Raw genomic sequence first — 19878 nt, 5'->3', positions numbered from 1 at the left:
TCGGCGTGCCGGAGGTGGTTCCGCGTGCCGGAGGTGCGGGGGAGAGCCGGGGCGGCGCGGCGCGCTCGCGCGGAACGTCGGCGGAGAGCCGGTCTCATCGCTGATCGCGGAGGAGACCGGCTTGCAGCTGACGTTGTGCGCGGAGTCGCGCCCGCGCCGGCGCGCTCAGCCCTCGATCGGCAGCAGGATGCCCTTCACCGTCTCGTCGGTGGCGAGGAACTCCTGCACGGCCGGGTCCTGGAAGGCCGCGACGAGCTTCTCGATGTTGGCGGTGTCTTTGTACTTCGAGCCGATGGTCAGCTGGCCGGCGAAGTCGTCGGGGGCCTGCGGCGCGAAGATCTGCTGCTCGATCGGGATGCCGGCGGCGAGGTAGTACTCGGTGTAGCCGACGGCCGCGTCGAGGTCGGGCAGCGCGCGGGACTGGGCGGCGAAGTCGAGCAGCGTGAACTGCAGGTTCTTCGGGTTCGAGGCGATGTCGTCCTGCGTCGCGGTGCCGGGCTCCGTCCCCTCCTTCAGCGTGATCAGGCCGGCCGACTGCAGCAGCCAGAGGCCCTGGGCCTCGTTCGCCGGGTCGGAGTAGAGCGAGATCGTGCCGCCGTCGGGGATCTCGGAGACGTCGCCGTACTTGTCGCTCCAAAGCCCGAAGCCCCAGCGGAAGACGGGCGTCGCCGCCTCCTCCTCGAAGTCGGGGTTGGCCTCGAGCACCTGGCCGAGCCAGAGCTTGTGCTGGTAGACGGTCGCGGCGACCTCGCCCTCGCTCACGGCGCGGTTGATCGTGTTGCTGTCCGAGAGGCCCTTGAAGGCGACGGTGATGCCGTAGCGCGGCGCCACCTCCTCCGCCACGAAGTCGACGAGGGCCTGCTCGGAGGCGTTGCCCTCGGCGGTCGCGACGTAGAGGGTCGCGCCCTCCTGCTCGTTCGCGGAGACGGCGGGGGAGAGGAGCGGGACGGCGACGAACGCGCCGACGCCGACCACGACGACGGCCGCGCCGGCGATCCAGGGCCAGCGGCGCTTCTTCTTGAGTTCGAAGCCGAGGTCCTCGGGGCCGGAGTTCGCAGTGGTCATGTCAGTGCCTTTCGAGCGGTGGCGGCCGGACGGCGGCACGCGGGAGGGACGCCCGGGCGGAGGGCCCGGGGCGGGATCAGGGGGAGCGGCGGCTAGACGGCGGCGGCGGCGCGTGGCGCTCGCCGCGAGCGCGAGGCGCTCGGCGTGGTCGCGCGGACCAGGGCGTCGCCGGTGAGCTGCACGACGGCGACGGTCGCGACGAGGATGACGATCGTCGCGAGCATCACGGTGGTGTCGAAGCGCTGATAGCCGTAGGTGACGGCGACGTAGCCGATGCCGCCGGCGCCGATCGTGCCGGCGATGGCGGAGTACTCGATCATCGCGATGGTGTTGATGGTGAGGCCGCCGAGGATCTGCGGCACCGCCTCGCTGAGCTGCGCCGAGCGGATGACCTGCAGCCGCGACGCTCCGGAGGCGCGGGCCACCCGGGTCAGCGCGAGCGGCACGCTGCGCAGCGCGTTCTCGACGATGCGGGTGAAGAAGGCGATGCCGGCGATCGACATCGGCACGACGGCGGCCGCGATGCCGATGTTGGTGCCGGTGATCAGCCGGGTGAACGGCATGATCGACGCCATCAGGATGAGGAACGGCAGCGACCGGCCGACGCTGATGATCCAGCTGAGGCTCTGGTGCGCGGCCCGGTTCTCGAACAGGCCGCCGGGGGCGAGGTTGTGCACGGCGGCACCGAGCGGGACGCCGACGAGCACGACGATCAGCATCACGATGCCGACCATGATCAGCGTCTCGCCGAGCGCGGGCAGCACGAGCGCGGGGATGTCGGCGAGCGGGACTTTGTTGTCGGCGCGCAGGGCGCCGATGGACAGCACAGCGTCGGCGCGCAGGGAGCCGATGGTCAGCACAGCGTCGGCGCGCAGGGAGCCGAGGGTCAGCACAGCGTCGGCGCGCAGGGCGCCGACGGTCAGCACAGCGCTCATGCTGCCGTCTCCTCGACGAGCGCGTCCGACCGGACCGCGCCTCGCCGGACCGACAGCCCGAGAGCGTCGGCGGCGTGGGCGAGCCGGCTCTCCTCCACCGGCCCGAGTCCGATCGTCGCGTGCCCGACCGCCCGGCCGTCGATCGTCTCGATCGCCGCGCCGAGCAGGGCGACCGGACCGACCGCGGCGGCGAGGCGCGTGACCCAGTCGGCCGGCACTCCGTCGCGGGCGTAGCCGACGACCCACTCACCCAGTCCGGCGCCCGGCAGCACCGAGGGGCGCACCGGGTTGAGCGCGAGGCCGAGCGGCGAGGACGCGTCGCGCAGCAGGTCGACGAGGCGGCCCGACTCCACGATGCGGCCGTGGTCGAGGCGCGCGACCGAGTCGGCGACCTGGCGGACCGTCTCCATCTCGTGGGTGATGAAGAGGATCGACAGGCCGAGGTCGTCGCGCAGCTCCTTCAGGAGCGTGGTGATCGCGGTGGTCGAGGCGGGATCGAGTCCCGAGGTCGCCTCGTCCGAGAGCAGGACGGAGGGGCGCAACGCGAGGGCGCGCGCGATGCCGACCCGCTGGCGCTGGCCGCCGGAGAGCTGGTGCGGGTAGGCGCGGGCGCGGTCGGCGAGGCCGACGCGGTCGAGCAGCTCCGCGACGCGTCGCGCGGTCTCGGCCGCGGTGACGCCGAGGTACTCGAGCGGGAGGGCGACGTTCTGCGCGGCGGTGCGGCGGCTGAACAGCCCGTCGGACTGGAACACGGTGCCGATGCGGCGGCGGGCGACCCGCAGCTCCGCCTCGGACAGCTGCGAGAGCGCGTCGCCGTTGACGACGACGGAGCCGGAGGTGGGGCGCTCGAGCAGATTCACGCAGGCGGCGAGGGTGCTCTTGCCGGCGCCGCTCGGGCCGACGACGGCGAAGATCTCGCCGGTGCCGACCGAGAAGTCGAGGCGGTCGAGCACGGTCACGGCGTCGGCGCCCTGCCCGTAGACCTTGGTGAGCTGCTCGAGGCGGATCATGGCGTCGGTCCTTCCGGGAGGGTGCGCGGGCGCGCCGGAGGGCGCCCGGTGCGGGGTGGGAGAGGGGGCGCGGGGTGCTCGGTGGCGGCGTCCGCGTCGGTGTGCTGATGATGATGGCGCGGTGCACCGGGCGGGCGCGACGGCGGCCGACGCTCGCCGTAACAGAAGGCGCTCGCAGCGCCCGATCGGCACGAATCCGCTGGATCTCGCCGACGGGTGTCGGCGAACGGAGTCGCGGTGGGTGGGGTCCGCGCACAACATCAGCTGAGAAGGGGAGGTCTCCTCTGTGGGGCGAGGCCCACCCGTCTCAGCTGATGTTGTGCGGCGGCGAGTGGACGGGCTCGCCGAGGGCGCCGCTCAGCGCCGTGCGTCGAGGATGTTCCGCTCATCCCGAGGCTCCAGGCCGGACCGGCGGGGCCGGTCCACTCCGCGGGCGCGCTCGTCGTCGAGGACGCGGCGCAGCGTCTCCTCCGGCGCGCGGTGGCGGCCGCCGGCGCGGAGGTACGAGGCGGTGCTGCGCCGGCTCAAGCCGACCGCCTCGGCGGGCAGCCACAGCGGGAGCGACCGCGGGCCGGCCCAGTAGCCGACGCCGTGCGCGAGCAGGGTCTCATCGCCGGCGTGCACGACGTCGCCGCGGAAGGCGGCGAGCTCGGCGGCGGCGGCGAGGAGGTCGCCGAGGGGCGCTGCCGACCCGACCGCGTCGACCGCTCCGGTCACTCCCGCCGAGCCCGCCGCGTGCAGCCAGTCGGCGAGATCGTCGACGTCGATCGCCTGCGCGAACCGGCCGTCGGTCTCGGGAGCCAGGACCGTGCCGCCGCGGGCGAAGCGGGCCGGCCAGTAGCCCAGCCTGTCGCTCGGGTCGCCAGGACCGGCGACCAGCCCGGTACGCGCGATCAGCAGGCGGTCACGGAGGGCGGCGGCGGCGGCGCGCTCGGCCAGGACCTTCGCGTCGGCGTACTGCCCGGGGTCGACCGGCTCGACCAGGGCGGCCGTCTCGTCGGCGTCGGGCTGCTCGACATCGGCGTAGACGGAGACGGAGGAGACGAGCGTCCAGTGCGCGGCCGCCGCGGCGAGGCGTTCGAGGGCGGGGCCGACGAGCTCGGGCCCGTGAGCGAGCTCGACGACCTCGTCCCACTCGCCGAGCAGTCGGTCGTGGGCGCCCGGGTCGCGCCGGTCGACGCGGAGGTGACGCGCGCCGTCGGGAACCGCTCCCGCCTCACCGCGGGCCACGCAGGTGACCTCGTCCCCCGCCTCGATCGCCCGCTCCGCGAGTCGGCGCCCCAGCCACCCGCTGCCACCCAGGATCAGGACTCTGCGCATGCCCCCACTGAACCGGATCACCGCTCCGCTCCGCAGCGCTGTCCGCCGCGAGCGCAACGACCGTCACACCGGGGTCAGCACGGGAGGACCGACGTCCCGCGCCACGGAAGCGGGTACCTCCTCCTCGCGTGATCGGCTCGTCTGTCGTGACGAGAACGAGGAGGACGACCGGCATGACCGAGGAGACGATCGCGGCCCGCGCACACCGCGAGGGCCGCTGGTGGGTGTTCACCCTCCCCGCGCTGACGAGCCCCGGCCCCACCGGGGCGGAGATCGTCGCGACGGGCCAGTCCCGCTCGCTCGAGGATCTCGACGAGGACGTGCGCGAGGTCGCCGCGCTCTGGCTGGAGATCGAGAGCTGGAACGGCGCGGTCGCGATCGAGATCGATCGACTCGGCGCGCACCGGGATTCGACGAACGAGTCGGAGGACTGACCTTCTCCACAGCCGGGCTCAGCGCGCGAGCAGCTCGCCGTGCGGCATCGAGAGCCAGCCGTCCTCGTCGCGGGCCCAGGCGCGCCACGCCTCGCTGATCGCCTCGAGCTCGGCCTGCGTGGCGAGGCCGCGCTCGAGGGCGGTGGCCGCGAAGGAGGAGGAGACCGCGCGGTCCGCCCACATGCCGCCCCACCAGGCGCGGTCCTCCGCGTTCTCGAAGACCCAGAGCGACGCGGTGACCTCGACGCTCCCGAAGCCGGCGGCCCGCGCCCACGCCTTCAGGCGCCGGCCCGCGTCGGGCTCGCCGGCCGAGGCCCGGTGCACGCGCTGGTAGAGAGCGGCCCAGGCCTGCAGGCCCTCGGTGAACGGGTGGATCAGCACGCCGGCGTAATCGACGTCGCGGGCGGCGACGAGGCGGCCGACCCGGCCCCACTCGCGCAGCGCGTCAACCGGCCGGGTGAGGTGCTGCAGGACCTGGTGGGCGTGCACGACGTCGAAGGAGTCGTCCGCGAACGGCAGCGCGTAGGCGTCCGCCACCGCGAACTCCGCGAGGGAGCTGAGGGCCGCGGCCTGCGCGATCACCTCGGCCGAGGCGTCCACCCCGAGGACCCGGCCGGGGGCGACCCGCTCGGCGAGGTCGACCGTGATCGTCCCCGGGCCGCAGCCCACGTCGAGGATCGAGACGCCGGGCGCGAGGTGCGGCAGGAGGTAGCCCGCGGAGTTCTCCGCCGTGCGCCAGCGGTGCGAGCGCAGCACGCTCTCGTGGTGGCCGTGCGCGTAGCGGCCGGTCGCGGCCGTGCTGTTCTCGGAGTCCATGCCCGCCATTGTGCCCGGGGGTGCGCTGCCCAGGTGCCCCACGTGCCGACCGCCTGCTGCGCCGAGAGGTTCGATCCGATCCACCAGTACAGCTCGCTGCACTGCCCCAGCCGTGGGGCTGCGGCCGCCCCTCCCTTGCGGCCGCCCCCGCTCCGCGCGTAGCGTCGACGCGTACCTCGTCGCGAGCCGCGACGTCGGGGCGGCCACCTCACCGGCCGGCCGATCGGCTCGCGGACACGGGGGCTCCCCGCAGGAAAGACGGTCTCGTGCGCATCAGCACCGGTACTGCGTCCACGACGCAGCAGCTGCCCTCGCACTGACGACCCCTGCTCCCGCCCGCTGAACCGGGTGGACGCGCGCTCCCGCCTCGGCGGCGAGCGGTGGTCGCCGTGCGCCGACGCGACCACCGGGAGCACCGTGCCCTTCTCTTCACCGACCCCTCCGTCCCTCGTCCTCACCGACTGCTCGTTCGCCTGGCCGGACGGCTCGATCGTCCTCGACCACGTGACGGCCGCGTTCGGCCGCGGTCGCACCGCGCTCGTCGGAGCCAACGGCGCCGGCAAGTCGACGCTCGTGCGGCTCGTCGCCGGCGACCTCGTGCCGACGGGCGGGACCGTCACCGCGACCGGCGCGGTCGACCTGCTGGCGCAGCGCCTGCCGCGCGGCGCCGACGACACCGTCGCCGATCTGCTCGGGATCCGCGGCCGGCTCGATGCGCTGCACGCGATCCTCGCCGGGGACGCCACCGCCGAGCGCTTCGACGCCCTGGCCGACGACTGGGACGTCGAGGCCCGGGCCGTCGTCGCGCTGGGCACTGCCGGCCTGGACCTCGACGCCGACGATCTGCTCCGCCCCGTCTCGATGCTCTCCGGCGGGCAGGCGGTCCTCGCCGCCGTCACCGGAGTGGCGCTGCGCGGCCGGCCGATCGCGGTGCTCGACGAGCCGACGAACGACCTCGACCGCCGCTCCCGGCAGCTGCTGCTCGCGCTGGTCGACGGCTGGCGCGGCACCCTCGTCGTCGTCAGCCACGACCGGGAGCTGCTCGAGCACGTCGACGAGATCGCGGAGCTGCGCGACGGCGACCTGCGCACCTCGGCGGGCACGTTCTCCGACTTCGAGGAGCGGCTCGCCGTCGAGCGCTCGGCTGTCGAGCGCGACGTCCGGGCCGCCGAGCAGGTGCTGCGCGCCGAGAAGCGCCAGCGGATCGAGGCGCAGACGATGATCGCCCGGCGTGCGAAGGCGGGGGTGAAGTCGGCGCAGTCGATGCCGAAGATCCTCGCGAACCACCGCCGGAACCGCGCCGAGGGGACCGCTGGCCGCCTCCGCTCCGGCCACGCCGAAGCCGAGGCGCGCGCGAAGGAGCGGGTGGACGAGGCGTCCGGGCGCCGGCGCGACGACGACGCGGTGCGGCTCGACCTGCCCGATCCGCAGGTGCCCGCGACGCGGCGGCTCGCCGAGCTGACCGTCCGCGGCCGGACCACGGTCCTCCAGGGTCCGGAGCGGCTCGGCCTGATCGGCGCCAACGGCACCGGGAAGACGCTGCTGCTCGAGCGGCTCGTCGGCGCGGAGCCGGCCCGCCCGCATCCCGTACCGGGAACGGATGCGCGGGCGCTCACCGACCGCATCGGCTACCTCGCCCAGCACCGCGAGGACATGCTCGACGACGACCGCACCGTGCTCGAGCACGTCGCCCGGGCCGCGCCGGACCTGCCGATCCCGGCCCTGCGCGACGCGCTCGCGCGGCTGCTGCTGCGCGGCGCGATCGTCGACCGGCTGGCGTCGACGCTCTCGGGCGGGGAGCGGTTCCGGGTGGCGCTCGCCGGGGTGGTCCTCGCGCGACCGGTGCCGCAGCTGCTCGTGCTCGACGAGCCGACCAACGACCTCGACCTGGCGACGGCCGACCACCTGGTCGAGGTGCTGCGGGCCTGGCGCGGGGGGCTCCTCGTCGTCAGCCATGACGACGCGTTCCTCGATCGGCTGGAGCTCGACGGGCGGGTGGTGCTGGACGGGCCGTGAGCTCAGCGGGCGGGAGTGCCGAGGTCGAGGGCGGCCACGACCTCGGCGACCCGGCCGCGCGCTCGCGCGTCGAGGCCGCGGATCGGGCGGGGCAGGCAGTCCGGGGCGGCGAGGCCGAGCTGCTCGGCGATCGCGGCGATCACCCGGTAGCTGCCGCCGTGCTCGGCGAAGAGGTCCCAGAGCGGCTGGAGCCGGGCGGACTCGGCCTCGGCGGCCGCGCGGTCGCCGGACTGCGCGGCGCGCGCGATCGTGAGCGCGGGGCCGGGGAGCGTGCCGCCGATCACCGAGTACCAGGCGTCGCAGCCGGCGAGCAGGCCGCGGGCGGCGGACGCGTCGCCGGAGACGCCGATCGTGACGCCCGCCGGGACCTGCGCTCGGATCGCGGCCACGCGCTCGGCCGCGGCGGTCGGATCGGCGGGGACGCCGGGGATCTTGATCGAGGCGACCCGGGGCAGCCGGGCGATCGCGCCGTACAGCTCATCGGTCATCGTGACGTGCATGGTGCCGGGGTTGTCGTAGACGACGAGCGGCACGGACAGCTGCGCGGTGACGTCCTCGTAGAGCCCGAGGACGTCGTCGTCCGTCAGCGGCTGGTAGCTGACGGGAGCGAGGAGCACCGCCGCGGCGCCCGCCTCCTGCGCGTCCTCGGCGAGGGCCAGCACCTGCGAGGTCCGCAGCGCGCTGATCCCGACGACGACCGGCACCTGGCCGGCGTGCCGCACCGCGAGCGCGGCGACCCGGCGGCGCTCCCCGCGGTCGAGGTAGGCGGCGGAGCCGGTCGAGCCGAGCGCCCCGATCGAGTCGACGCCGGCCGCGGCGAGGCGCTCGACGAGGGCGGTGAAGGCCGGCTCGTCGACGGCGTCGTCGCGGAGCGGGGTGAGCGGGAAGGCGCTGAGTCCGGTGAGCACGGTGATCCGTCCGAGGGGTCGTCGCGGGTGGGGGCCCGGCCAGTGTGCGCCGAGCGGGCGGGCGCCCGCGACTCCAGAAGCGCGGGCGGGCGCTGGTCCACGGCGGCGCCCGAGCGTCGTGCTCGCGGTAGATTCGGCCGCATGACCGCCCCCACCGTTCTCTTCGTCTGCATCCACAACGCGGGCCGCTCGCAGATGGCCGCCGGCTACCTGCGGGAGCTCTCCGGCGGCGCCGTTCAGGTGCGCTCCGGCGGCTCCGAGCCGGGCGAGAGCATCAACCCGGTCGCGGTCGCGGCGATGGCGGAGGAGGGCATCGACATCTCGCAGGCGGTGCCGCAGCTGATGACGACCGAGCAGGTGCAGGCCTCGGACGTCGTGATCACGATGGGCTGCGGCGACGTCTGCCCGGTCTTCCCGGGCAAGCGCTACGAGGACTGGAACCTCGCCGACCCGAAGGGCCGCCCCCTCGAGGAGGTCCGCCCGATCCGCGACGACATCCGCGCCCGCGTGCAGGCGCTGGTCGCGGAGCTGCTGCCCACTGCGCCGGTCGAGTAGCCGGCCCCGGCGGGCGCGGGCCGCGCGATCAGCGCGGCGGGGCCGGCTCCGGGCGGTGGACGCCGCGGGGGCGGTAGCCGAGGGCGTCGGAGGCGCCGAGCAGGTCGGCGAGGTACCAGAGGACGGCGAGCCACATCTCGGTGCCCTGCAGGCCGGCGTCGGCGTCGTGCAGGCGGAAGGCGAAGCCGCGGCCGGGGCGCCACTGGCCGAGGATCTGCGCGAGCAGCGTCCTCGCCAGCGGCTCGACCTCGGCGGAGCGGTAGCCGCTGCCGCGGGTGAGCCAGAGCGGGTGGACGAGGTCGAGGACGGCGCAGGCGTCGACGCGCTCGGGCCGGAACCAGCGGTCGTCGCGGGAGTGCCGGAGCACGGTGTCGCGGACCGCCTCGGGGTAGGGGAGCGGGCGGCCGTGCTGCACGAAGGTGCCGCGGGTCGCGCGGTAGGAGCCGTTCACGAGCAGGAGCAGGCCGCGCTCGGCCGAGGCCTCGCCCCACATCCCGCTGCGGGGGTCGGCGCGGGTGAGCAGCCAGCCGTAGAGCGCCTCCTCGAGGCCGGCCGGGACGGGGTCGCCGCGGCGGCGGGTCCAGTGCAGCGCGGTGCCGAGGGCGTCGACGTGGTGGCCGGCGTTCCACGGGTCGTCGCGCCAGCGCAGCCCGTCGAGCCGCGCGACCAGGCCCGCGGGGGTCTCCTCGGTCACGGCGGTCAGCGGCTCCGCGAACCCCGACCCGAGCAGGTCGAGCGCGTAGCCCGCGCTGAGCACCCGGTAGGCGGCCTCCGGATCGGTCCAGAGGTCCGCCCCCGGGACCGGCAGCCCGCGCAGCCGCGCGACGACGGCCGCGGGATCGAGGCCGGGAGGCGGCGTGCCGAGCAGGAGGTCGGCGAGCTCGACCGCGTCGCCGAGCGCGCGGTCCGTCGGCGACGCGCCCGGCCGGTCGCTGAAGACCGGCCCGTCGCCGGCGGCCGCAGCGCGGAGGATCCCCTCGATCTCCACGCGGGCCCGGTCCGCCAGGCGGGCGGCGTCCGAGATCCCCGCGTCGGCGGGCGGCACCCGCCAGCGCAGCCGCCGCGCGGGGTTGCCGCCGACGACCGCGCCGGCCGCCACGTCCTTCGTCACGACCGCGCCCGCGGCCAGCACGGCGTGGTCGCCGACCGTCACGCCGTCGAGCACGACGACGTGCGAGCCGATCCAGACGTCGTCGCCGATGCGGATGCCGCGCGAGGTCAGCGGCTGGCGGAACACCTCGATCCCGGGCTCCATCGAGTGGTTGAAGCCGAGGATCGACGTGTGCGCGCCGACCCGCACGGCCGAGCCGAGGACGACGTCGCCGCGCACCACCGTGTAGGCGTTCAGCGAGCAGTCGGCGCCGATCGCGACCTCGCCCGTGAGGTACGCGCCGGCCGCGATGTACGAGCGGTCGCCCAGCACCAGACGCTCCGGGTCGACCGCGGCCGACTCCGCGACGTAGCAGTCCGCGCCGAGCGCCCAGCCGTCGTGCGCGGCGAGCAGCTCGCGCTGCAGGCCGAGCTGGCGCTCCCTCCGCTCCGGCGAGGCCTCGGCCCAGAACGACCACGGCGAGTGCTCGTGGCGGTCGATCACCGCGCGTCGTCCGCCGGCCGCCCGTCCCCCGGCCGGCCCGGCGCCGCCGTGGAGGCGCGGACGATCAGGCTCGGGTTGAGCTGCACGCGGTGCACGGGCCGCTCCGGGTCCTCGATCCGCTGCACGAGCAGCCGGACCGCGGCCTCGCCGACGCCGGCGCGCGGCGGGCTCACCGCGGTCAGCGCGGGCGTGAACAGCTGGGCGACCTCGTCGTCGTAGGCGATCACCGAGAGGTCGCCGGGGACCGAGATGCCGCGGTTGAGTGCGAGATCGACGAAGGCCATCGCCTCGGGGTCGGAGTGCACGAGCAGGGCGGTCACCCCGGTCTCGAGGGCGGTCTCGAGGGCCGCGTCGACCACGGCGGAGAAGTCGGCGCTGCCCCGGTCGGGCAGCGTCTCCTCGAAGTGGTCGGCGGGAGTGAGACCGAGCGACTCGCAGGCCGAGAGCCAGCCCGCGGCGATCTTGCGCGAGGTGGGCGAGTTCCGCGACAGGATCAGGCCGACCTTGCGGTGCCCGAGCTCGGCGAGGTGGCGGGCGGCGAGCACCGCGCCGAGAGCGTGGTCGGTGGTGACCGACTCGGCGGGCGTGCCCTCGGGCTCGAGCACGGCGTCGCGCTCGACCAGGACCGACGGGACGCCGCAGTCGGCGAGCCAGCGGAGGACGTCGCCCGAGTGCTCGGTGTCGGTGTTCGGAGCGACGATCAGCCCGCGCACGTCGCCGGAGCGCAGCAGTCGCTCCAGCACCGGTCGCTCGTCCTGCAGCTCGTAGGAGGCGCCGCGCAGGACGACGTCGTAGCCGAGGCGGCGGCCGGTCGCCTCCATCGCGTGCAGCACGCCGGGCCAGTAGTAGTTGAGCGAGGGGACCAGGACGGCGATCGAGCCGAGCTTGACCTCCTCCGGTTCCGGGGCGGGCGCCGTGTGCCCGGCCGACCCGGAGAGGACGACCGCGCCGCCGTGCACGCGGCTGAGCAGCCCCTCCCGCTCCATCTGCACGAGGTCGCGGCGGAGCGTGACCGTCGCCACGCCGAGCGCCTCGGTCAGCTGGGAGATGCGGACGGCGCCGTCGACGCCGAGGGCCGCGAGGATGTGCGCCCGTCGCTCGGCGGCGAGGGGAGGGGACTGGGTCTGGTCGCTCATCGTGGGTCTCCGATCGGTGGGTCCAGGTCTATCGCGATCCGCAGCTCCCTGCGCGCCGTGGCGTCGATCTCCAGCAGCGTCAGCCGCTCGCCCCAGACGCTCGAGAGCATCGGATCCTCCAGCGGACGCTCGACGGTCCGGTGCTCGCAGGCCGGGTCCCAGGCGATCCGGATCGGTCGCGCGGCACCGAGCGGGCGGACCCGGGCGGCTCCGCGCCCGGTCACGACGTCTCCCGCGAGGAGCAGGCGGATCGCGGTGCCGGGCTCATCGTGATGATCGTCCCACGGGGCGAGGTCCCAGCGGTCCTCGAGCACGACCCTTGCGGACGGGCGGTCGAGGAAGACGGTCCGGCGCCAGGAGCGCAGTCCCGTCCCGGGGTAGGCGGCGGCGAGCTCGGCGGAGAACGCGGCGGACGACTCGCTCAGCGCGACCGAGACGTCCGCGGCGGCCGCCTCCCGCCCGGGCGGCTGCCCGAGCCCCCGGACGACGGGCAGGTTGTGCCACTCGCTCCGCATCGTCCAGATGCCGTAGCGCTCCGGGCCGAACGTGGCGGCGGTGTAGGTGGGCCGACCGGCGTCGACGACGACGGGCACTCCGTCACTCGCCACCTGGAACGAGCCGACGTCGTTGTGGTTGTGGTGCTCGGCGTTGTGCCCGCCCTTGGCGACGAGGGTCAGGCCCTCGGTCGATCCTGCGGTCGTGCGGGCGAGGAGCACCTGGACGGACTCGAGCCAGACGTCGCGGGGGAGGGGCGGCCGGGCGGTGGGCGCCGCGGTCCAGAGCGGGTCGGTCGCTCCGCGCAGCAGGCGGCCGAGCCCCTCCTTCTCGGAGGCGGCGGGCCCGCCGGGGGAGCGCTGCGCGGCGGCGTGCGCCATCGCGGCGGTGTCGCCGATGCGGCGGCCGGCGCGGTGCACCGCGTGCCAGGGCTGGTCGCGCGACTGCAGGGCCTGGCCGTCGGCGTGGGCGACGTACCAGTCGCCGCCGAGGTGCGAGCGGTGCGGGAAGGCGACGGTCGCGCGCAGCGCGGGCACGCCCGAGGCGTCCCAGGCGCCGCCGGTCGCGTGCGCGAGGACGTCGAGCGCCTCGAGGGCGCGGCAGGCGCCGTTCCACCAGTAGGCGTAGCCCTCGTCGATCGCGCCGTCCTCCGGGAGCACGGTGATGTAGCGGTCCAGGGCGGCGACGGCGCGGGTGACGACGGCGGCGCGCTCGTCCTCCTCGCCCGGCGCGTCCAGCAGGCGGAGCGCGGCGACCAGGACGTTACCGGTGATCCAGGGGTTCCAGTTGTGCACGTCGCCGTCGAGGCCCAGCCAGTGCCAGTCGTCGCGCGCGAGGAACGGGGCGAGCACGCGCTCGCGGGTCTCGCGGCGGATCCTGCGGCGCAGCCCCGGGTAGCGGTCGTCGAGGCGCTCGCCGAGGACGTGGTCGAGCCAGGCGAGCTGGCCGGCGACCTCGCCGGCGCCGAGGTCGAGGAACGGGTCGGCGACGTCGGCGAGCACCGAGCCGTGCCGGCGGAGCGCGTCGTCGTGGGCCGGCCAGCACCAGGAGCTCTGCTCGCAGAGCAGCTGCACGCCGTCGGCGACCTCGTCGAGCCAGGAGTCGGCGTCGGCCGAGCCGCCGCTCGTGCTCGCGGCCAGCAGCACCGCGCGGCTCAGGCGCCGCTGCCGCTCGAACGCCCGCTGCTCCCAGCCGTCCCGGTTCCCGTCGCGGTGCACGCGCACGGCCTGGCTCGCGAGCGGCTGCGGCCACGGCAGAAGCAGGTCGGCGGCGGCTCGCTCGGCGACCGCGGCCAGGGTCGGCGCATCGGCCGCGGCCCAGGCCTCCCGGTCGGCGGCGGTCGGCACCGGCAGCGACTGCTCAGGCGAGAGGAGCATCCCGCGCGCCGAGAGCGCACGGTCCGGCGAGAACGCCGCCGCGAGCGGTCCGCGGAAGGACTCGATCACGCCCGGCGACGGTGCCGGATCGGGGTGCTGAGGCATGCAACTGATCATAATCAATCATTTTGGTTCAACCAAAACATTGAGATGATCGATTCACGTAGGTATAGTCCTGTTCTGTTCAGTGCCGCTCACGTCAGCGTGGGGACCGGCGCGGATATCACGATTCAAAGGAGAACCACCGTGGACGAGGGGAACCTCCGCGCCGACTGGACGCGCGAGCACTGGCTCGCCGTCGCGGACGCGCTCCTCGCCGCGGTGGCCCCCTCCGCCAGCGCCGGCCACGGCCGGATCACCCTCCCCGGCGCCGAGGGAGGCTACGGCCGGGCGGTCGACGGCCTCGAGGGCTTCGCCCGCACCTTCCTGCTCGCCGGCTTCCGCATCGCCGGGGCGCGCGGCGAGGGCGTCGACGATCTGATCGCCTTCTACCGCCGCGGCGTCGAGACCGGCGTCGACCCCGACGCGGAGGACCGCTGGGTGCGGATCGACGAGCACGCCCAGGCCAAGGTCGAGGCGGCGTCGATCGCCCTCGTCCTCGACCTGACGCGGCCGTGGATCTGGGACCGCCTCGACAGCACGACCCAGCAGCGCGTCGTCGACTACCTCGCGCCCGTCGTCGGCGACGACACCTACCCGCAGACCAACTGGGTCTGGTTCCGCCTGGTCGTCGAGACCTTCCTCCGCTCGGTCGGCGGACCGTGGTCGGCGGAGGACGTCGCCGCGGACCTCGCCCGGCACGACTCCTTCGTCCGCGAGGACGGCTGGCTCGCCGACGGTGCGGAGCGCGCCTACGACCACTACGTCGGCTGGGCGCTGCACGTGTACCCGGTGCTCTGGGCGCGGATGAGCGGAGCGGCCGAGCTGGCCGCCCCGCGCGCCGCCGCGGACGTCGCCCGGCTCGACCGCTACCTCGCCGACGCGCTCGCGCTCGTCGGCGGCGACGGCTCGCCGCTGCTGCAGGGCCGCAGCCTGATCTACCGCTTCGCCGCCGCCGCGCCGTTCTGGGCCGGCGTGATCGCCGAGGTCCCCTCGCACTCGCCGGGCCGGCTCCGCCGCGCCGCGAGCGCGATCGTCGGGCACTTCGCCGAGAACGGCGCTCCCGGCGGGGACGGCCTGCTCTCGATGGGCTGGCACGACCCGTGGCGCGAGCTCGCGCAGTCCTACTCCGGCCCCGGCTCGCCGTACTGGGCGGTCAAGGGCATGCTCGGCATCCTGCTCCCGGCCGAGCACCCGGTCTGGTCCGCGGCCTCCGAGCCGCTGCCGACGGTACTGCTGCCGATCGAGCAGGGCGACGACCTCCGCGCGATCGTCTCGCCGGGCTGGATCGTCTCGGGCACGCGGGCCGACGGCATCGTCCGCGTCGTCAACCACGGCACCGACAAGGCGCTGCCCGGCGCGACGACCGGCGACTCCCCGCTCTACGCGCGGCTGGGCTACTCCACCGCCACCGCGCCGCTGCTCGACGAGCGGGGCTGGGCGGAGGCGCTCGAGCAGAGCGTCGCGCTGATCGACGCCGACGGCGACGCGACCCACCGCACCGGCATGACGCTGACCGAGGTCCGCCTCGACGCGGACGGCCGGGTCGGCGTCGCCGGCTCGACCTGGGACGCGCACTGGATCACTCCGGAGCGCAGCAGCCACCGGCACGGCGAGGGCCTGCGAGGTGCGGTCCGCGTCGCCGGCCGGATCAGCGTGCACTCGCTGGTCCGCGGCCCGTGGGAGCTGCGCCTCGTCCGCATCGACGAGCTCGCCGAGGGCGTGCGGCCGGAGGAGATCAGTCTCCGCATCGGCGGCTGGGCGGTGGCCGGCGTCGAGATCGCCGCGGAGACGGACGCCGCGAACGCCACCGTCTCGAACGGCCGCCTCACCAGCTCCCTGACCGCCCTCACCCCCGGCGCCGTCCCCGAGGTCGTCGCCCGCGACGGAGCGAGCCCGCTCGGCCCCGCGGTCGGCGTGCCGACGCTCACCCTGCCGGCGGAGGTCGACGCCCTCGTCGTCGCGCTGGTCGGCCTGACCGCCGAAGAGTCCACCGGAGCGGAGGCCACCTCCGCTGGCCTCGCCTCGGTCGATGTCGCCCTCGACGGCGACGCCCTGTCCGTGACGGCGACCTGGCCCGACGGCCTCGTCACCGAGCACCGACTCCCAGATTCCGGACGCGCCGCTCGGCAGCTCCGGTACCCGAGGACCCGAGGTGGAGTCCCGGACGCAGATGCAAAGGAGCAGCACGCATGAAGAGAAGACTGACCGCAGCCGGAGTGGCCCTGGTCGCCGCCCTGTCCCTCACCGCCTGCTCGGGCGGCGGTGGCGGTGACGCGCCCGCGGCCGACGGCCCGATCACGCTCAGCCTCTCCGGCTGGAGCCTGAGCACGACGCCGGAGTTCCAGGCGCTCGCCGACGCGTTCCACGAGAAGGACCCCGACGTCACGATCGAGGTCAAGGAGTACGACGCGACCAACTACGACACCCTGATGACCGCGGACCTCGCGGCCGGCAGCGGCCCGGACATCGTCACGCAGAAGAACGTCAAGAACGTCGTCACCTACCAGGCCGGCGGCCAGCTCCTCGACGTCTCCGACATCGAGCTGCCCGACGACCTCGGCGGAGCGGAGGCCTACGAGGTCGACGGGAAGCAGTGGGCGGCGCCCTACCGCCAGGACTCCTGGGTCCTCTTCTACAACAAGGCCCTCTTCGACCAGGCGGGCGTCGACTACCCCGACGGCTCCTGGACCTGGGACGACTACGAGGCCACCGCCGAGCAGCTGACCACGGCGCTCGCCGCGGCCGGCAGCCCGGCCAAGGGCACCTACGAGCACAGCTGGCAGTCGACGGTGCAGGGCTTCGCGAACGCGCAGACCCCGGACATCGACATCCTCGACGCCGACTACGGCTACCTCGAGCCCTACTACGAGCGCGTCCTCGCGCTCCAGGACGCGGGCGCGCAGGCGGAGTACAACACCATCGTCGCGAACAAGCTCACCTACCAGGCCGAGTTCGGCAAGCAGAACGCCGCGATGATGCCGATGGGCACCTGGTTCGTCGCGTCGCTGATCGCCCAGCAGGCGTCCGGCGACTCCGACACCTTCGACTGGGGCTTCGCACCGATCCCGCAGTTCGACGAGTCGACCACCGGCATGGACCAGACCCCGGTGACCTTCGGCGACCCGACCGGCTTCGGCATCAACGCCGGCATCGACTCGGGCAAGCAGGCCGCGGCCAAGGAGTTCCTCGAGTTCGCGTCGAGCGAGGAGGGCGCGGAGGTCGTCGCCTCCCTCGGCATCACCCCCGCCCTGACCAGCGACGCGGTCGCCGAGACCTACTTCGCGGTCGACAGCGCGCCGACCGACGAGGTCTCCAAGTTCGCCTGGTCCACGCACGACACCAAGCCGGAGAACCCGACCTCGGCCAAGACGGCCGCCGTCCAGAACGTGCTCCTCGATCTGCACACCGCTGTCCTGTCGGGCTCGACGAGCCTCGACGACGCGGTGAAGACCGCCGAGGACCGCGTGAAGAACGAAGTCGGCACGAACTGACTCCCCGCGGTGGCCGGCCCCGCGCGGGCCGGCCACCGCCCCCTCTTCTTCCCCCCTCGGACCCTGGAGGTCTCATGACGACCCTCGCCGCCGCGGACGCCGGCCCGTCGACTCCGCCGACGCCGTCGCCCCTGCCGCCCCGACGACGCCGCTCCGCGTACGCCGTCCGGAACATGCTGATCGGCTGGACCTTCATCCTCCCGAACTTCCTGGGCTTCGCCGCGCTCACGCTCGTGCCGGTGATCACCCTCTTCTACATGTCGATGACCGACTGGAACGTCTTCGGTCAGGCGAACTGGGTCGGCATCGCGAACTTCCAGCGCCTGATCGGCGACGCGAGCTTCCGCATCGCGCTGCTGAACACGCTCTACTACGCGGCGCTGCACATCCCGCTGACGCTCGTCGTCTCGCTCGGGCTCGCGCTGCTGCTCAACAACAAGCTCCGCGGCGTCGCGTTCTTCCGCACGGCCGCGTTCTTCCCCTACATCACCTCGATCGTCGCGATCGCCGTGGTCTGGAACCTGCTCTTCAGCCCGGAGTACGGCCCGATCAACCAACTGCTGGGCCTGATCGGCATCTCCGACCCGCCCGGCTGGCTGACCTCGTCCGAGTGGGCGATGCCCGCCGTCGTGATCATCAGCACCTGGCGGGACATGGGTTACTACATGATCCTGTTCCTCGCCGGGCTGCAGACCGTGCCGCGCGAGCTGCACGAGGCGGCCCGCGTCGACGGCGCCTCGGTCTGGCAGCGCTTCGTGAACGTGACGATCCCGTGCCTGCGGCCGACCACGTTCTTCGTGACGGTGATGCTCACCATCAACTCGTTCAAGATCTTCGACCTGATCCTCGTGATGACGCAGGGCGGCCCGGGTCAGGCGACCCTCGTGCTCTCGCAGTTCATCTACCAGAAGGGCTTCCAGGAGAACCAGTTCGGCTACGCGTCGGCGGTCTCGGTGGTGCTCTTCCTGCTCTGCATCCTCGTGACGCTGGCCCAGTTCTTCCTCAACCGAAGGAGCGAGTCCCGATGACCGGACTTCTCATCCCCGACGGCGCGCCCACCGTCGTCGGCGTGAACGAGCCGCTGCCGCCGCGCCGCAAGGAGGCCGGCCGCACCCCGGCCCGCCGGGCCGGACGCGTCCTCGGCTACGCGGTGATGATCATCGCCGCGGCCGCGCTGCTGCTGCCGTTCTTCTGGATGATCACGAGCTCGGTGAAGACGCCGAACGAGGTCTTCTCCGTCCCGGTGAAGTGGTTCCCGGAGACCTGGGTCTGGAGCAACTACGTCCAGATCTGGACCCAGTCGGGCATGCTCACCTGGATCCGGAACACGCTGCTGCTCGCGGTCGTCGTCACGATCCTGCAGGTGGTCACCGGCTCGTTCGCGGCCTACGGCTTCTCGCGGATGCGCTTCCCCGGCCGCGACGTGCTCTTCCTGGTCTACATCGGGACGATCGCGGTGCCGTGGCAGTCGTACATGATCCCGCAGTTCATCCTGCTGTCGAACCTCAAGGTCTCGAACACCCTCTGGGCGATCATCCTGATCCAGGCCTTCGGCGCCTTCGGCGTCTTCCTGATGAAGCAGTTCTACGAGACGATCCCCGAGGAGCTCTCCGAGGCCGCGCGGATCGACGGCCTGAGCGAGTACGGCATCTGGGCGCGGATCATGGTGCCGCTGTCGATCCCCGCGATCGCGAGCCTCACCCTGCTGACCTTCGTCGCCACCTGGAACGACTACCTCGGGCCGCTGATCTACCTGCGGAACCCGGACCTGTGGACGATCCAGCTGGGACTGCAGAGCTTCGTCAGCACGCTCTACGACGCCAACTACGCGCTGCTCTTCGCGGGACTCGTCATCTCGGTGGTCCCGATCGCCGTGATCTTCCTCCTCGGTCAGAAGTACTTCGTCGAGGGCATCGCGACCAGCGGACTGAAGGGCTGATCGTGCGCCGCATCCCGAACGGCCTCTACGCCTCGCTCTTCGGCGTCGCCTACCTGATCCTGGTGACGAACGTGCTGCTCCTGGTCGCCTGCCTGCCGCTCGTGCTGCTGCTGGTGACGACGGATCCGGTGCTCTCCTGGCCGCTGCTCGCCGCGGCCCTGCCGCTCTGCGCGCCGGCCCTGATGGGCGCCGCCGCGGTCTTCTCGGCGCACTCGCGCGGCGAGACCGCGGTCGTGCGGACCTTCTGGCGGGCGTGGCGCGCGAGCTGGCGCCGCCCGGTGTGGCTGCTGGCCGCCGTCACCGCGGTCGTCGTCCTGGTGCTCGTCGACGTGCGGTTCCTCGCGCCGACCCAGGTCGGCGTGGTCGTCATCCCGTTCCTCGCGATCATCGCGCTGCTCGTCGTCGGCTGCCTCCCCGCGGCTCTGGTGGGTCTCGCGGAGGCGGAGGGAGCGACGCTGCGGCAGGTCGTCAAGGCGGCGGTGTACCTCGCCGCCCGCCGCTGGCACCTGTCGCTCGTCTCGCTGCTGGTCCTCGCGTTCCAGGCGTACCTCTTCACCGCCTCGCCCGCGCTCGCCCTCGGCGTCTCGGCCGCCCCCGCCCTCTACCTGGTCTGGGCGAACGCCCGGTTCACCCTCCGCCCCGCGCTCGCCGCCGACCAGCCGGTCGCGGCCTGACCTCCCACGAAG

General features: G+C 73.9%; 17 protein-coding genes. 8 read left to right on the top strand and 9 right to left on the bottom strand.

The window, feature by feature from the left end; translation table 11 throughout:
• Window positions 1-165 precede the first annotated feature (165 nt).
• The 4 genes from GSU72_RS19320 to GSU72_RS19305 form a co-directional block, all read right to left on the bottom strand.
• On the bottom strand, window positions 166-1065 hold the full coding sequence (locus tag GSU72_RS19320; protein ID WP_159986489.1) for a MetQ/NlpA family ABC transporter substrate-binding protein: 900 nt from the start codon (window positions 1063-1065) through the stop codon (window positions 166-168).
• 92 nt (window positions 1066-1157) lie between these two features.
• A complete protein-coding gene (locus GSU72_RS19315) occupies window positions 1158-2000 on the bottom strand; it encodes a methionine ABC transporter permease (RefSeq protein WP_159986488.1) in 843 nt (280 codons plus the stop codon).
• Window positions 1997-3010: an ATP-binding cassette domain-containing protein gene (locus GSU72_RS19310; RefSeq protein WP_159986487.1), complete on the bottom strand. Its 1014-nt coding sequence runs from the start codon at window positions 3008-3010 to the stop codon at window positions 1997-1999. The genes GSU72_RS19315 and GSU72_RS19310 overlap by 4 nt, the downstream gene beginning before the upstream one ends.
• A 357-nt stretch (window positions 3011-3367) precedes the next feature.
• Window positions 3368-4330, bottom strand: a complete 963-nt coding sequence (locus tag GSU72_RS19305; RefSeq protein WP_159986486.1) for an NAD-dependent epimerase/dehydratase family protein — start codon at window positions 4328-4330, stop codon at window positions 3368-3370.
• Window positions 4331-4503: 173 nt separating this feature from the next.
• Between GSU72_RS19305 and GSU72_RS19300 the strand changes: the two genes are divergently transcribed.
• A complete protein-coding gene (locus GSU72_RS19300) occupies window positions 4504-4764 on the top strand; it encodes a hypothetical protein (RefSeq protein ID WP_159986485.1) in 261 nt (86 codons plus the stop codon).
• A gap of 18 nt (window positions 4765-4782) precedes the next feature.
• On the opposite strand, the gene GSU72_RS19295 is transcribed toward GSU72_RS19300, so the two are convergent.
• The gene (locus GSU72_RS19295; RefSeq protein ID WP_159986484.1) at window positions 4783-5580 is read right to left on the bottom strand and encodes a methyltransferase domain-containing protein; all 798 of its coding nucleotides are present in this window, start codon (window positions 5578-5580) and stop codon (window positions 4783-4785) included.
• 417 nt (window positions 5581-5997) lie between these two features.
• On the opposite strand from GSU72_RS19295, the gene GSU72_RS19290 reads away from it, so the two are divergent.
• Window positions 5998-7596, top strand: coding sequence for an ATP-binding cassette domain-containing protein (locus GSU72_RS19290; RefSeq protein WP_159986960.1), 1599 nt, complete (start codon window positions 5998-6000; stop codon window positions 7594-7596).
• A 2-nt stretch (window positions 7597-7598) separates the two neighbouring features.
• Here the strand turns inward: GSU72_RS19290 and GSU72_RS19285 are convergent, their stop codons facing one another.
• Window positions 7599-8504, bottom strand: a complete 906-nt coding sequence (locus GSU72_RS19285; RefSeq protein WP_159986483.1) for a dihydrodipicolinate synthase family protein — start codon at window positions 8502-8504, stop codon at window positions 7599-7601.
• A 141-nt stretch (window positions 8505-8645) separates the two neighbouring features.
• On the opposite strand from GSU72_RS19285, the gene GSU72_RS19280 reads away from it, so the two are divergent.
• Window positions 8646-9059 (top strand): arsenate reductase ArsC, encoded by a 414-nt coding sequence (locus tag GSU72_RS19280; protein WP_159986482.1) that lies wholly within the window; start codon window positions 8646-8648, stop codon window positions 9057-9059.
• Window positions 9060-9087: 28 nt separating this feature from the next.
• Here the strand turns inward: GSU72_RS19280 and GSU72_RS21875 are convergent, their stop codons facing one another.
• The 3 genes from GSU72_RS21875 to GSU72_RS19265 are packed head-to-tail and all read right to left on the bottom strand — an operon-like array spanning window position 9088 to window position 13765.
• The gene (locus GSU72_RS21875; RefSeq protein ID WP_159986481.1) at window positions 9088-10653 is read right to left on the bottom strand and encodes a DapH/DapD/GlmU-related protein; all 1566 of its coding nucleotides are present in this window, start codon (window positions 10651-10653) and stop codon (window positions 9088-9090) included.
• Entirely contained in the window at window positions 10650-11789 is a 1140-nt protein-coding gene (locus GSU72_RS19270) for a substrate-binding domain-containing protein (protein ID WP_159986480.1), read from the bottom strand. The genes GSU72_RS21875 and GSU72_RS19270 overlap by 4 nt, the downstream gene beginning before the upstream one ends.
• Window positions 11786-13765, bottom strand: coding sequence for a heparinase II/III family protein (locus GSU72_RS19265; protein ID WP_244255903.1), 1980 nt, complete (start codon window positions 13763-13765; stop codon window positions 11786-11788). Before GSU72_RS19265 ends, GSU72_RS19270 begins: the two co-directional genes overlap by 4 nt.
• Before the next feature lie 141 nt (window positions 13766-13906).
• Here GSU72_RS19265 and GSU72_RS19260 point away from each other — a divergent pair, with 141 nt between their 5' ends.
• From GSU72_RS19260 to GSU72_RS19240, 5 genes are all read left to right on the top strand, one after another.
• Window positions 13907-15955: a DUF2264 domain-containing protein gene (locus GSU72_RS19260; RefSeq protein ID WP_244255902.1), complete on the top strand. Its 2049-nt coding sequence runs from the start codon at window positions 13907-13909 to the stop codon at window positions 15953-15955.
• Window positions 15952-17253: an extracellular solute-binding protein gene (locus tag GSU72_RS19255; protein WP_159986478.1), complete on the top strand. Its 1302-nt coding sequence runs from the start codon at window positions 15952-15954 to the stop codon at window positions 17251-17253. The genes GSU72_RS19260 and GSU72_RS19255 overlap by 4 nt, the downstream gene beginning before the upstream one ends.
• A 74-nt stretch (window positions 17254-17327) precedes the next feature.
• Complete coding sequence (locus tag GSU72_RS19250; protein WP_123447343.1) at window positions 17328-18281, top strand: sugar ABC transporter permease; 954 nt, start codon at window positions 17328-17330, stop codon at window positions 18279-18281.
• Complete coding sequence (locus GSU72_RS19245; protein ID WP_159986477.1) at window positions 18278-19192, top strand: carbohydrate ABC transporter permease; 915 nt, start codon at window positions 18278-18280, stop codon at window positions 19190-19192. The genes GSU72_RS19250 and GSU72_RS19245 overlap by 4 nt, the downstream gene beginning before the upstream one ends.
• A 2-nt stretch (window positions 19193-19194) precedes the next feature.
• Window positions 19195-19866, top strand: a complete 672-nt coding sequence (locus tag GSU72_RS19240) for a ferredoxin-NADPH reductase (RefSeq protein WP_159986476.1) — start codon at window positions 19195-19197, stop codon at window positions 19864-19866.
• Window positions 19867-19878 lie beyond the last annotated feature (12 nt).

The organism is Rathayibacter sp. VKM Ac-2760, assembly GCF_009834185.1.
Classification (GTDB): domain Bacteria; phylum Actinomycetota; class Actinomycetes; order Actinomycetales; family Microbacteriaceae; genus Rathayibacter.
This window is presented reverse-complemented; position numbering and strand designations above follow the sequence as displayed.